The sequence below is a fragment of the Nonomuraea sp. NPDC050451 genome, assembly GCF_044458585.1.
Genome location: NZ_JBITHZ010000013.1, coordinates 324,785 through 337,972 on the forward strand (window position 1 = coordinate 324,785; position 13,188 = coordinate 337,972).

General features: G+C 67.9%; 13 protein-coding genes. 11 read left to right on the top strand and 2 right to left on the bottom strand.

Features of this window, described 5'->3' with window-relative positions; genetic code table 11:
- Positions 1 to 42 precede the first annotated feature (42 nt).
- The 7 genes from rimM (at position 43) to ACIBI9_RS35115 (ending at position 4,502) form a co-directional block, all read left to right on the top strand.
- Positions 43 to 543 (top strand): ribosome maturation factor RimM, encoded by a 501-nt coding sequence (gene rimM, locus ACIBI9_RS35085; RefSeq protein WP_397228483.1) that lies wholly within the window; start codon positions 43 to 45, stop codon positions 541 to 543.
- On the top strand, positions 543 to 1,322 hold the full coding sequence (gene trmD, locus ACIBI9_RS35090; protein ID WP_364839595.1) for a tRNA (guanosine(37)-N1)-methyltransferase TrmD: 780 nt from the start codon (positions 543 to 545) through the stop codon (positions 1,320 to 1,322). The genes rimM and trmD overlap by 1 nt, the downstream gene beginning before the upstream one ends.
- A 137-nt stretch (positions 1,323 to 1,459) precedes the next feature.
- Positions 1,460 to 1,822 carry a 50S ribosomal protein L19 gene (rplS, locus tag ACIBI9_RS35095; protein WP_185071559.1) on the top strand — a complete coding sequence of 121 codons (363 nt, stop codon included), beginning with the start codon at positions 1,460 to 1,462 and terminating at the stop codon, positions 1,820 to 1,822.
- 139 nt (positions 1,823 to 1,961) lie between these two features.
- Entirely contained in the window at positions 1,962 to 2,822 is an 861-nt protein-coding gene (gene lepB / locus ACIBI9_RS35100; RefSeq protein WP_397228462.1) for a signal peptidase I, read from the top strand.
- Positions 2,822 to 3,418 (top strand): signal peptidase I, encoded by a 597-nt coding sequence (lepB, locus tag ACIBI9_RS35105; RefSeq protein WP_397228464.1) that lies wholly within the window; start codon positions 2,822 to 2,824, stop codon positions 3,416 to 3,418. The genes lepB (ACIBI9_RS35100) and lepB (ACIBI9_RS35105) overlap by 1 nt, the downstream gene beginning before the upstream one ends.
- 52 nt (positions 3,419 to 3,470) lie before the next feature.
- Positions 3,471 to 4,139 carry a ribonuclease HII gene (locus ACIBI9_RS35110; protein ID WP_394495871.1) on the top strand — a complete coding sequence of 223 codons (669 nt, stop codon included), beginning with the start codon at positions 3,471 to 3,473 and terminating at the stop codon, positions 4,137 to 4,139.
- A gap of 39 nt (positions 4,140 to 4,178) precedes the next feature.
- Positions 4,179 to 4,502 (top strand): DUF2469 domain-containing protein, encoded by a 324-nt coding sequence (locus tag ACIBI9_RS35115; RefSeq protein ID WP_026215037.1) that lies wholly within the window; start codon positions 4,179 to 4,181, stop codon positions 4,500 to 4,502.
- 97 nt (positions 4,503 to 4,599) lie between these two features.
- Here the strand turns inward: ACIBI9_RS35115 and ACIBI9_RS35120 are convergent, their stop codons facing one another.
- Positions 4,600 to 6,012, bottom strand: coding sequence for an MDR family MFS transporter (locus tag ACIBI9_RS35120; protein ID WP_397228466.1), 1,413 nt, complete (start codon positions 6,010 to 6,012; stop codon positions 4,600 to 4,602).
- 67 nt (positions 6,013 to 6,079) lie between these two features.
- On the opposite strand from ACIBI9_RS35120, the gene ACIBI9_RS35125 reads away from it, so the two are divergent.
- From ACIBI9_RS35125 to ACIBI9_RS35135, 3 genes are all read left to right on the top strand, one after another.
- Entirely contained in the window at positions 6,080 to 6,667 is a 588-nt protein-coding gene (locus tag ACIBI9_RS35125; RefSeq protein WP_397228468.1) for a TetR/AcrR family transcriptional regulator, read from the top strand.
- Between the two features lie 902 nt (positions 6,668 to 7,569).
- A complete protein-coding gene (locus ACIBI9_RS35130) occupies positions 7,570 to 7,929 on the top strand; it encodes a YraN family protein (RefSeq protein ID WP_397228469.1) in 360 nt (119 codons plus the stop codon).
- Positions 7,930 to 9,465, top strand: coding sequence for a YifB family Mg chelatase-like AAA ATPase (locus tag ACIBI9_RS35135; RefSeq protein ID WP_397228470.1), 1,536 nt, complete (start codon positions 7,930 to 7,932; stop codon positions 9,463 to 9,465). It abuts the gene before it with no gap.
- A 701-nt stretch (positions 9,466 to 10,166) separates the two neighbouring features.
- Here ACIBI9_RS35135 and ACIBI9_RS35140 read toward each other — a convergent pair.
- The gene (locus ACIBI9_RS35140) at positions 10,167 to 10,457 is read right to left on the bottom strand and encodes a hypothetical protein (protein WP_397228471.1); all 291 of its coding nucleotides are present in this window, start codon (positions 10,455 to 10,457) and stop codon (positions 10,167 to 10,169) included.
- 185 nt (positions 10,458 to 10,642) lie between these two features.
- On the opposite strand from ACIBI9_RS35140, the gene dprA reads away from it, so the two are divergent.
- Positions 10,643 to 11,881: a DNA-processing protein DprA gene (gene dprA, locus ACIBI9_RS35145; RefSeq protein ID WP_397228472.1), complete on the top strand. Its 1,239-nt coding sequence runs from the start codon at positions 10,643 to 10,645 to the stop codon at positions 11,879 to 11,881.
- Positions 11,882 to 13,188 lie beyond the last annotated feature (1,307 nt).

Here is a 13,188-nt window from a genome sequence, read left to right on the forward strand (position 1 = left end):
GGCTTTGCCGGCCGATGGGGGCGCTTGCGTTAGGAGTTCATGTTGCAGCTGGTCGTCGGCCGGATCGGCCGTCCGCACGGGGTGCGCGGTGAAGTGACCGTGGAGGTACGCACCGACGATCCCGAGCTGCGTTTCGCCGTGGGCACGTCCATCGCCACGGATCCCGCCGGCAAGGGGCCGCTCGTCATCGCGGGCCGCCGCTGGCACAAGGGCTTCCTGCTGCTGACCTTCGAAGGGGTCGCCGACCGCGACGTCGCGGAGGAGCTGCGGGGCACCATGCTGGTCATCGACTCGGCCGAGGTGGTGCCGTCCGACGACCCCGACGAGTTCCACGATCATCAGCTCATCGGCCTGACGGTGGAGACCGCCGCAGGAGAGACCGTGGGCGAGGTCACCGACGTCCTGCACCACGGCCAGGACCTCCTGGTGGTACGCAGGGCCGGGGCGGACGAGGCGCTCATCCCGTTCGTCAAGGCGCTGGTGCCCGAGATCGACCTGGAAGGCGGGCGGCTGGTCGTCGATCCGCCAGAGGGCCTGCTGTGATGCGGCTCGACATCATCTCGATCTTCCCTGAATACTTCGCGCCGCTCGACGTCTCGCTGATCGGCAAGGCCCGCGAGCGCGGCACGCTCGACGTACGCGTACACCAGCTCCGTGACTGGACCCACGACGTGCACAAGACCGTGGACGACACCCCCTACGGCGGGGGGCCGGGCATGGTCATGAAGCCCGAGGTGTGGGGCGAGGCCATCGACGCCGTGGCCGGGGACGGCGCGCCGCGGATGATCGTTCCGACCCCGAGCGGGCGGCCGTTCACCCAGGAGCTGGCGCAGGAGCTGGCGGGGGAGCCGTGGCTGCTGTTCGCGTGCGGGCGTTACGAGGGCATCGACTCGCGGGTCATGGAGGAGTACGGCTCCCGGCTGCGGGTCGACGAGGTCGGCATCGGCGACTATGTGCTGGCCGGGGGCGAGGTGGCGGTGCTGGTCATGGTGGAGGCCATCGGGCGGCTGCTGCCCGGCGTGCTCGGCAATGCCCAGTCGGCCGTGGACGACTCCTTCGCGCCCGGATCCATGCAGAATCTGGTCGAGGGCCCCGTCTACACCAAGCCGCCCGTCTGGCGGGGGCATGAAGTGCCTGAGGTGCTGCTGTCCGGGCATCACGGAAAAATCGCCAGATGGCGGCGTGACCAGGCGCTGCGCCGTACCGTACGCAACCGGCCGGAGCTGGCGGCCGCGCTCGACCCCGACACGCTCGACAAGCACGACAGGAAGCTCCTCGAGGAGCTGTCGTTTCGCGTCGAGCGCGAAGATATGGCAAACTGAGTCGATGCCAACCACCATTTGGTTGGTTCGTCATGCCCGGGCGGAGCGACCCCGGGCCAGGAGACAGCAAGCGCGTCCGCCACGAGCTTCGGCCGGGTGGACCTCCGCGTGCTCACGAGAACTTGAGGACAGCTCTCATGCACACGAAGATCCAGGAGCTCGAGAAGGCGACGCTGCGCAGCGACGTGCCGAGCTTCCGTCCCGGTGACACGCTCGAGGTTCACGTACGAGTCGTCGAAGGAAACCGTTCCCGTATCCAGGTCTTCAAGGGCTTCGTGCTGCGCAGGCAGGGCAGCGGCGCCCGCGAGACCTTCACGGTCCGCAAGGTCAGCTACGGCGTCGGCGTCGAGCGCACCTTCCCCGTGCACAGCCCGGTCATCGAGAAGATCGTGCTCGTGACCCGCGGCGACGTGCGCCGGGCCAAGCTCTACTACATGCGCGACCTGCGCGGCAAGGCCGCCCGTATCCGCGAGAAGCGCGAGACGACGGCCGCCAAGTAGCCCGGTCTTTTCATGGCCCGCGCACTCGCGCGGGCCATTCGGCTTTACAGGGCCGTTTCCTTTATGTGGAGCGACTCGTGCATGGGTGTAACGTCGGTCGAGGCTTGTCGAGCCGAAGCATCATCTAGGCTCGTCAGCGATGACTAGCGAGAGCCAGGAGCACGGCGCGGCGCGCCGCCCTGTCGAGGACGAGGTGGACGTGGTCGCCGAAGAGACTCAGAAGCCAGCTAAAGGCGAGAAAAAGGAGAAGAAGGGGTCGTTCTGGAAAGAGCTTCCCGTTCTTGTCGTCGTGGCCCTGGTGCTGGCCCTGATCATCAAGACGTTTGTGGTCCAGGCCTTCTACATTCCGTCGGAGTCGATGGAGAACACCCTGTTGAAAAACGACAGGGTCCTGGTCAACAAGCTCGTCTACCACACGCGCGACATCGAGCGCGGCGACGTGGTGGTCTTCTCGGGAGTCGACTCCTGGGACGGTGAGTTCCAGATGGAGGAGCCGTCCAACCCGGTCGCGGCCTTCTTCCGCTGGGTCGGCACGGCGTTCGGCCTCGTGCCCGGCGAGAAGGACTACATCAAGCGGGTCATCGGCGTCGGCGGTGACCACGTCAAGTGCTGCGATCCCAAGAATCGCATCACGGTCAACGGCACGCCCATCGACGAGGAGAGCTACCTCTATCCGGGCAACGTGCCGTCCGACAAGTTCTTCGACATCACGGTGCCGGAGGGGCGGCTGTGGGTGATGGGCGACCACCGGTCGGTCTCGCTCGACTCCCGGTCCCACACCGGTGACGCGGGCGGCGGCTCCATCCCCGAGAGCCAGGTCATCGGGCGGGCCTTCGTGATCGTCTGGCCGTTCAACCGGGCGACCTCGATCGACATTCCGGATACGTTCGGGCAACCGGCGCTTCATGCGCTCGGTGGCTCCGTACCGCTGGTCGCCGGGTTCGGGCTGGCCCTACCCTTGGTCCTGGTCCGTCGCCGCTGGAGGGGGAGGAAGCGCTGATGGCCGTCACCAAGAAGGCGGAGGGCGTGGGGAAAGAGAAGAAGAAGGGCGGCTTCCGCGAGACGGTGCTGCTGCTGGTGCTGGGCGTCGGCATCGCCCTGCTGCTGCAGGCGTTCGTGGTCGGCTCGTTCTACATCCCGTCCGTCTCGATGGAGAACACGCTGCTGGTCAACGACCGGGTGTTCGTCAACAAGCTGGCGGGCAAGCCCGAGCGCGGCGACATCGTGGTCTTCAAGGGCTGGAACAACGGCGAGGACACCATCAAGCGGGTCATCGGCGTCGGCGGCGACAAGGTGGTGTGCTGCGACTCCAAGAAGCGCATCACGGTCAACGGCACGCCGCTGGAGGAGACTTCCTACCTCTACCCCGGCGATTACGCTTCCGGCGATAAGTTCAACGTCACCGTGCCGCCCGGAAAGCTCTGGCTGATGGGCGACCACCGCAGCGCCTCGGCCGACTCGCGGGCCCACATGGACGAGGCCGGAGGCGGGTTCATCTCGGAGAACGACGTGATCGGCAAGGCCGTGGTGCGCTACTGGCCGCTGTCCCGGGGGTATCTCTTCTCCCGTCCTGACACTTTCGACAAGGTCAAATAGCGGTCGCTTTCGGTCGCGGTTCGCGGCGTATGGGGCGTACGCTGCCTCTGTCATGACAGTTGCGTTCCGCCCTCGACCAAGCGTCGTCCGGCGCGATTCCGGACTCTACGCCTATGAGCGGGCGCTCGCCCGCCGCGGCCTCACCCCCATCGCGGGCGTCGACGAGGCCGGCCGCGGCGCCTGCGCGGGGCCCCTCGTCGTCGCGGCCGTGATCCTGCGCAGGCAGATCGACGGCCTCGGCGACTCGAAGCTGCTCTCCCCGGCGGTGCGCGAACGTCTGTACGACCAGATCGTCCGCGTCTCCCACATCGGCATGGTGATCATCCCGCCGGGGGAGATCGACGCTAAAGGTCTTCACAAATGCAACGTTTCAGGAATGCGGCGGGCTGTCGCACAGTTGCCCTGTGACCCGGAGTACATCCTGACGGACGGCTTCCCGGTGCCGGGCCTCCCGGCGCCGTCGCTGGCCGTGTGGAAGGGGGACCAGGTGGCCGCATGCGTGGCGGCGGCGTCGATCGTGGCCAAGGTGACTCGAGACCGCCTCATGGTCGCGCTCGACGAGCGCTACCCGCAGTACGGCTTCGCCGAGCACAAGGGGTATGTCACACCAGGACACCGGCTGGCGCTGGAAACGCACGGGCCGTGTCCTGATCACCGATACTCCTTCGTCACGGTGGCGAGGGGGATGGGTGAAAATGAAATGGGGGCCGGGGTTGCCTGACCAGGCGAACCGGGGGACCGGTACGACAGGAGGACCGCGATGAGCGCAGAAGATCTCGAAAAGTACGAAACCGAGATGGAGCTGCAGCTTTACCGCGAATACCGGGATGTCGTCGGTTTGTTCACATACGTGGTCGAGACTGAGCGTCGGTTCTATCTGACCAACTCGGTCGACCTCGACGTCCGTACCGCGGAGAACGGCGACGTCTTCTTCGACGTGAAGATGCAGGACGCCTGGGTGTGGGACATGTACCGGCCGGCGCGGTTCGTGAAGAACGTGCGGGTGGTCACGTTTAAAGATGTGAACGTGGAAGAACTGGCCAAGGCGGACCTCGAGATGCCCAAGGAGGGGTTCTCGGGGTAACGAGGCGGGGCCCCGTACGCTCTCAGCTTGACCGGCCGCCGACGGCGCGCTCTGGGACAGGCTGTGCCCCACGACGCCGGAGATGCAGTCGCCATCGCTAGCGCGTTCTCGTATGCGCGGCCGGCTCAGTGGGGCGTGATGCCGGGATGAAGATGCACGGGATGAGAGCGGCCACGGTGAGGCCGATGCTCCACAGGAACGCGGCGTGGAATCCGGTGACGGTTCCAGCAGTGGCGGAGACGCCGGTGACGACTGTCGCCAGGAGCGCGGTTCCGGCGGCGCCACCCAGTTGCTGAACCAGGCGGACGACGGCAGATCCGGCGGGGACCTGCTCGCGCGAGAGCTCGGTGAACGCGTCGGCGGTGATGGCGATGTTGACGGCGCTGAGCGCTCCTCCGCGGACGATCAGGGCGATCCCGAGCAACACCCAGCTGGTCTGGGCTGTGGCGATCGTGAAGGGAAGGGTCGCGGCGGCGCACAGGATGACGCCGACGACGGTGATGAGTCTGGCACCGAGGCGGTCGACCACGCCGCCGACCCACCTGGTCAGCAACGACCCGACACCTTGCAGGGCCAGCACCGTCCCGGCAGCGAGAGCGCTCATCTCGCGCTGCTGCTGGAAGTAGAGCGGGATCAGGAACAGCGCGCCGTAGAGGGCGACGCCGGTGAGGAACAACGTGGCGGTGGCCGAACTGAACGCCTTGTGCGCGAAGATCCGGACAGGGATCGCGGCGCGCGTCCCGCGGGCGAGGCTCCAGGCGATGAACCCGATCGTCAGCGCGACTCCGGCAACGAGCGGTGTCCAGATACGAATTACGGCGTCGCCGCTGTCGGCCGCCGCGTCGCTGAGCGCGTAGAGCAACGCAGCGGTGCCGATCCCGAGCAGGAGCACCCCGGGAAGATCAAGCCGTTTGTCGGGCTGGGCCGGCGCACGGGGCACAAAGTTGAGGGCGAGCAGGATCGCGGCGACGCAGATGGGGAGGTTGATGACGAAGACCCATCGCCAGCTGTCCGAGTTGACGATCGCCCCACCGACGAGAGGGCCGGCGATCGGGGCGATGGTGCTCACGAGCATGACGATGGTGAGTACGCGGCCGGTCCTGGTCGGTCCGGCCGCCCGTACCAGGATCGTTTGCAGGACCGGCAGCATGACGCCCGCGCCGAACCCCTGCACGGCGCGGAAGACGACCAGTGACCCGAAGTTCCACGCCAGGGCGCACAGCCCGGACCCGGTCAGGAAAAGCGCGAGCCCGGCGATCCACAGTCGCTTGGCGCCGAATCGGTCGGAGGCCCACGCGGTGACGGGCACGGTTACGGCCAGGGCGAGCAGGTACGCGGTCGCCACCCACTGAATCGCGTCGGTGCCCACCTGAAGGTCCGCGCTGATCGCGTGCAGGGCGACATTCACCACGGTCGTGTCAACCAGCGGTGCGACCCCGCCGACGATCACGACCAGCGCCAGCCGAATCAGCGGCCGGCCCAAGGGCTCCAGTCTCGTTCGCTCCACCATCCTTGCCCCTTCTAGATAAGAGACGCGTGTATCTTATTTCTCTAAGATACACGTGTATCCTGAGCGTGTGGAAGCTCGGACAGAATCCCGCCCGGCACGGCGACGCCGTGGACGCGAGCTGGACGACGCCCTCCTCGAGGCCGCCTGGGAGCAGTTGCAGCGCGAGGGATACGCCGCATTCACGATCGACGCCGTGGCACAAGCCGTAGGAACAAGCCGCGCCGTGATCTACCGCCGCTGGCCCGGCCGCGCCGCCCTCGTACACGCGGCAGTGCGTGCCCACACGGGCACGGTCACCGAACACGTGCCCGACACCGGCAGCCTCGCCGGTGACGTCTTCGTCCTGCTGCACGAGCTCGCCGACCGGATAGAGCGGATCGGCGTGGACGTCGCCACGGGGCTACTCAGCGAGCTCGACGAGATACCCGACGACGTGAAGGGCACCGTTCCTCGCGTGTTCGAGCAGGTGATCGACCGCGCGCGGGCGCGAGGCGAAATAGGCGGCTCCCCGATTCCCGAGGCGGTGCTCTCGATGCCCGGCGCGCTCATCCGATACAACATGATCTCCGAGCGAGCTGCGCCGTCTGATCAAGCCCTTGAGCACATTGCGAACCAGCTGTTCCTTCCGCTCGTTCGCCACCACGCCTCGCTCTGATGCAGCCCCATCCAGGGCACGCTCAAGCCCGGCCCGCTATGCACAACGCTCAGCAGCGGCACCGCCAACAACCATCACGGCCGGCAACACCTAGCCGACACCGTGCCCTGTGCGGGGCGGCCAACGTCGCGCACCGCGCTCATGAGTCTCCATCACGCGCCAGAAACAGCGCTGTGGCGCCTGGATGCCTCAGCGTGGCGTACAGCCCCAAACGGCCGCCCGCATCGATCCCAGACCACGCCCGGCAGCGCACAGTCACGCAACCCACATCATGCCCACAAGCCCTGCCCACATCCGCCCTCGACACCGCGCTGCGCCTCGACACCGCGCTGCGCCTCGACACCGCGCTGCGCCTCGACACCGCGCTGCGCCTCGACACCGCGCCGCGCCTCGACACCGCGCCGCCCCACCGCGCCGCCCCACCGCGCCGCCCCACCGCGCCGCCCCACCGCGCCGCCCCACCGCGCCGCCCCACCGCGCCGCCCCACCGCGCCGCAAGGCCCAAGGAATCTTGCCCACAACGCGACACACCACAGCCCTCGCCACCACAAACCCTCACCAAACCGGGTCCCCCTCCGACCCCCGGCCCCCGCCTGACCGAACCGCGTCCGCAGACCTGCGTCCCCACCCGCATAGGGGCCGTCCGACCGAACTACCCGCTGACCAGCACAGCGGAGCCGCAGCCCCACACCCAGCCCTGAATCCAGAACCGCGTCATCCACAACCGCGCATACGCAACCCCGCTCCATCCGCCAACGAGCCAACCGCCGAGGCGCTATCCACAGGTCGCCCCCTGACCCACCCCGGCCATCCCCAGAACCCCGTTCGGCCCCGCCCCCACCACCCCTCATCCACGAAAGTCGGTGCCCAGACCAGCACCGGGCTGACGACGGAGGTGGCATATGGCCGCGAAACACGACCAAGACCTCGGCAAACAAGGCGAACAGGTAGCGGTGACCTACCTGGAGGCCGAGGGGATGAAGATAATCGCCCGCAACTGGCGCTGTCGCCACGGCGAGATCGACATCCTCGCCGAGGAAGGCCCCACCCTGGTCGTCGTCGAGGTCAAAACCCGATCGGGCAGATCCCACGGCACAGCCCTGGAGTCCGTGAGCCGGGTCAAGCTGGCCAGGCTGAGGATGCTCGCGGCCAAGTGGCTGGCCGCGCAGCCGCGTACGTTCCGCACCGTACGGGTGGACGTGATCGCCCTTGAGCGCTTCGCCGGTGACTTCGCCCTGAGCCACGTACGGGGGGCGATCTAGATGGCCGTGGCCCGTACGCGCAGCGTGGCCGTGATCGGAGTGACGGGCCGCACCGTCGAGGTCGAGGCCGACGTGGGCAACGGCCTGGCCGGCATCCACCTCATCGGCCTCCCCGACACGGCGCTCAGCGAGGCCCGAGACCGGGTCAGGTCCGCGATGGTCAACAGCACCTATCCCTGGCCAGACGCCCGCATCATCGTCAGCCTCTTCCCGGCCAGTCTCCCCAAGCGCGGCTCCCAGTTCGACCTTGCCATAGCCGTGGCCATTCTGAGCGCCGCGGGCGTGATCCCGGCCGAGCGCATCGCGGAGCCGTTCTTCCTGGGCGAGCTCGGCCTCGACGGCCGCATCAGGCCCGTACGCGGCGTGCTGCCCTCCATCATCGGCGCGGCCAAACACGGTGACGTCACAGTCGTCGTCCCCGCCGCGAACTCAGCCGAGGCCGCCCTCGTGCCCAACGTCAAAGTGGTCCCGGTGGCCCACCTCCGCCAGCTCGTTGAGTGGCTGCGCAGGGGAGACGACGAGCCCGAGCCCCGGGTCGAGGAGTGCGCCGAATTGCCCAAATCCACCGACGGCCCGGCGGTGGATCTCGCGGACGTCGTCGGTCAGCCGGTCGCCCGACGGGCTCTGGAGGTGTGCGCGGCAGGCGGCCACAACCTCTGGATGCTCGGCCCGCCGGGCACGGGCAAGACCATGCTGGCCGAACGCCTCCCCACCCTCCTGCCGGACCTGGAGCTCGACCACGCCCTGGAGGTCACGGCCATCCACTCCGTCGCGGGCGCCCTGCCGCCGAACGCTCCCATGATGAGTAGACCCCCGTTCGTCAGCCCACACCACACGGCGACGTCCGCCGCGATCATCGGCGGCGGCAGCGCGATCGTACGTCCAGGAGCCGTCTCCCTCGCCCACAGAGGCGTCCTCTTCCTGGACGAGGCCCCCGAGTTCCCCCGCCACGTGCTCGACGCTCTCCGGCAGCCTCTGGAGTCCGGCCGCGTGACGGTGTCGAGGTCCGCGGGCTCGGTCACGTTCCCGGCCCGGTTCATGCTCGTCCTCGCCGCCAACCCCTGCCCGTGCGCCCAGGCCGAAGACCAGGGCGAGACCTGCAAGTGCACCCCCACGATCAAGCGCCGTTACCTGGGCAGGCTCTCCGGCCCACTCCTCGACCGCATAGACATGAAGGTCACCGTGGTCCGCTCGTCCAGACGCGAACTCCTCGCCGACCGCCAGTTCGTAGAAACGAGCAAGACGGTGGCCGAACGCGTCCTCCTGGCCCGCGAACGCGCCGCCAAACGCCTGACCGGCACGCCCTGGCGCACGAACGCCGAAATCCCCTCCTCGCTGCTCCACTCCGACTACCGCCCGTCCAACGAGGCCATGAAACCCATGACGTCCTGCCTCGACTCCGGCACCCTCACCGCCCGCGGCCTGGACCGCGTCGTACGCGTCGCATGGACCCTCGCCGACCTGGCCGACAAGGACACCCCGGAGGAGGACGAAACAAACGCCGCCCTCAGCTTCTGGCTGGGAGTGAAGTCCTAACACCCACCCCAAAAGCAACCCCACCACCCCACGCCCGCACCGCGATCGGGCCTTCACCCACGCGGCTCTACGCCACCACCCCCAGCCCCACATCCCTCCAGGAGCCCTCATGCCCAGCTCAATCCCAGAAGCCGACACACCCCTCACACCTCCACCAGCCGCTACCCCCGGCCTACCTCCACCAGCCGCAGCCGCTACCGCCGGCCTACCAGGAGCAGACGCCCCACCAAGCCCCCCTACGGACCCCGACACGACCCACGCGCCTACCGAAACGACCTTGACCAACGAACCGCCCGCAGCCGCCGAAACCGCCCCGTCCACCAACACGGGCACCGCCACTGCCCCTAGCACCTGCACAAGCCCCGCTACGGTCGGCAACCTGGGCGCCGCCGCTGTCGCCCACACAAGCCTCCCCACCTCCGCCGAAACGGGTATCACCGCAGGCAATGGCACCGCCGCGGTCGCCTGCACGAGCCGCGCCAGCACTGGCACCGCCATAGACACCGCCACCGGCATGAGCGAAAACGTCGCCGTCAGCACCGGCATAGCTCCCACCGATCAGCTGCTGGAAACGCCCAAGCCAACCCACTCCGCCCCAATAACCAGCAACACGCAGCATGAGCCCACAACCACGCCCGAAACTGAAACCAAGCATCAGCCCGTGATCAAGCCCCAGAACAGGGCCAATACCCAGACCATGGTCACAACCTCACTCCCACCTCCGCCCCGGCAGCCGCCCCCGCCCCCACCGTCGCCTGCGCCCCCGACCCCGCCCATGCCCTCACCTGCGTCCCCACCCCCACCCCCACCCCCACCCGCACCTGCGCCCGCGCCATCGCCTGCGCCCGCGTCCGCGCCACTGACTGCGCCCGCGTCCGCGCCACTGACTGCACCTGCGCCCGCGCCATCGCCTGCGCCTGCGTCCGCGCCATCACCCGCGCCTGTGCCTGCGTCCGCGCCACCGCCTGCGCTTGCGCCCGCACCCGTGCCATCGCCTGCGCGCTCGTCCACGGCCACAAACTCGGCTACGGCCGCTACCTCGGCCGCCCCGGCGGCCCCGTCCACCCCGGCGGCCCCGTCCACCCCGGCAGCAGCCCCATCCACCCCGGCAGCCCCGTCGACCTCGGCGGCCCCGTCCACCTCGGCCAGGAGCGAAACCGAGGCCAGAGCCACGCTCATGAGAGCGGCCGACGTCGGCGACCCCATCATGGGCCGTCTAGTGATGCAGTACGGGGCCTCATCGGCAGTGGAGGCGATCCGCGCCCGTACTCTGCCGCCAGAGTTCGTAGCCCAGGAAGCCAAGCGAGCTCAGGAAGCCCATCAAGGTCGTCCCCCCGACCTCACCGCCCGTCTCAACGCCTGGCACGCCCGCCTGGCAGCGGCCAACCCAGCAGCAGACCTCGAAAACGGAGAAAAGTCCGGAGCCCGATTGATCACTCCGGGCAGCCCGGAATGGCCCACCCAACTGGACCAGCTAGGCCCCGGCCGCCCTCTCGGGCTGTGGCTCCATGGGACGGCCGACCTGCGCTTCTCCTGCCTCAAATCAGTGGCGGTTGTGGGGGCACGAGCCGCCACGTCGTACGGCACCCACATCGCAGCCGAGTTCGGCGTCGGTCTCGGTGAGTCGGGCTGGACCGTCGTGTCGGGCGGCGCCCACGGCGTGGACAGCGCCGCTCACCGAGGAGCCCTGGCCGCCGACGCACCAACAGTGGTCGTCCTGGCCTGCGGCGTCGACATCTGCTACCCGGCGAGCCACGAAGTCCTGTTCGCAGCCGTTAGAGATCGTGGCGTCGTGATCAGTGAGTGCCCGCCCGGCGTCCATCCCACCCGAGCCCGCTTCCTCATCAGAAACCGCCTGATAGCCGCCCTGTCAAGGGGGACCGTAGTGGTGGAGGCAGCCCTACGCAGCGGCGCCCTCAACACAGCCGCCCACGCCCTGTCCCTCAACAGGCACCTGGCAGCAGTCCCCGGCCCGGTCACCTCAGGCATGTCGGCCGGCTGCCACAAACTCCTCCGCGACCGCAAAGCCATATGCGTAACCTCTTCGGAGGAGATGATCGACCTGGTCGGCGTAATAGGCGACGACCTGGCCCCTCAATCCCGAGCTCCTGCAGTCCCCAGAGACAGACTCAACGAACCCACCCGAAAGGTCCTCGACGCGATCCCCAATCGAGGCGGCGCAGGTCCCGCGTCCATAGCGGTCACCGCAGGGCTAAGCCTGGACGCCACCTTGAGCGCCTTGGGCGGCCTGGCGGCCGCAGGCTACATAGAACGAACCACGAATGGCTGGCGCCTCCGCAAACAGCTTGCCTCCTACCCCAAAGCCCCCGATTCCGCCGCCCTGGAACCCCCAACAACCCCCGAGCTCGATAAATCAGACGACCCCCCGTTCCCAGACGACGACTTCCCCCTCTAGCCACAGCACCACGGTTGGCACTGAGGCATGAACAACCCACCTCTGAAGGCGACCGGACCGAGCCGATGCGACGGCCGCCACGGCCTGAGGAGTTGCTGCCCGATCGGTACAGGGCCCTCGGGCTGGGACGGCCCGCCAGGCCGCCGAGCCATGCGCCGACAGCCAGCCGCGATGTACGTGGATGGCGTCCGGCGCGACAGAGCTTTGGAACCGGGCAACGGTTCATCACGCTTGGATAGCGGCCGGTTACGTCCCGTCGGGTGAGCGGTGGTCGTGCGGGGACAATTGTCTGACCAGCCAGGACTGCTGGGACGAGATGGCGACGTCCGTTCGGGCGGAGCCATAGATCACCGCCGCTGAGACGTAAGGCAGGCAAACTTACTCCCGTAAGCGGGCCCCGTGCTCCGGCGCCCCGGTTGCGTCCCGCCGCGGGGAGGGGAGAAGGGGACATGACCGGCATTTGTAAGCGGGCCCTCGCACTCCCCGCTCCCGCCGCAGGACATGTCCGGCGCTTTTCGAGGAGCGTATGGGCGCTGCAGAGCCCGTCGTTTCTGAACCGCTCTCCGTCTTCCATGCCACCTAGCCGGGTGCCTTCGCGGCCTCAATCACAAACCCTCACATCTTGCGTTCCGCTGGCTCGCCGGAGGGACGCCCGGCGTCCAGGAGTCGGTGGACGTAGCGGGCTGAGGGAGGTTTCCTCTCCGCGCGAATGCCAGCTGCTTCAACTAGTGAATCTCAGTGGAACGACGAAGATATTAGGTGAAATCGGGGATGTGGGGGCTTTGTCTGTGCTGGTCAGAGCATTGATTGTGGGCTGCACAAAGTCGGAGTCACCGGTTGCAGATCCTCTTCGCGAACCACCACTCGGAAGGCAGACTGATGTCTGCGGCCATCGCTTTGCTCTCCTTCGGTCTCGACTTAGGCCCTCGAAGGATCAAGCGATGGCCGTCACCATTTCCCCAGCTCGTCGCTCTGCACCTCCAATTCCGCACTGGTCATTCGGGTTCGCTCGGTCCTACGACGCAATTCTCACGATCAAGTAGAGGTGGGCACTGCGCCGGCTGCTGTCGTGGCCGCAAGAGGCGCCAAGACGAGGATGCGTGGCCAGGCGGCGTGACTCTCCTTCATGGCTCGGGGCCGTCTGTACACAGGGCAGCTTGGAGCACGCGTGGCGGAGATGCGGTGGTCCTGGCACTGGTGAATGGGCGTGTCTGAACCGCCCCGACTTTGATGGAGACCTCAACGGTTGATTCCGGCGGGTTCGCTGGGTTGGTGTTGAGCGTAGTAGAGAGCCTCGTACTCCTCTG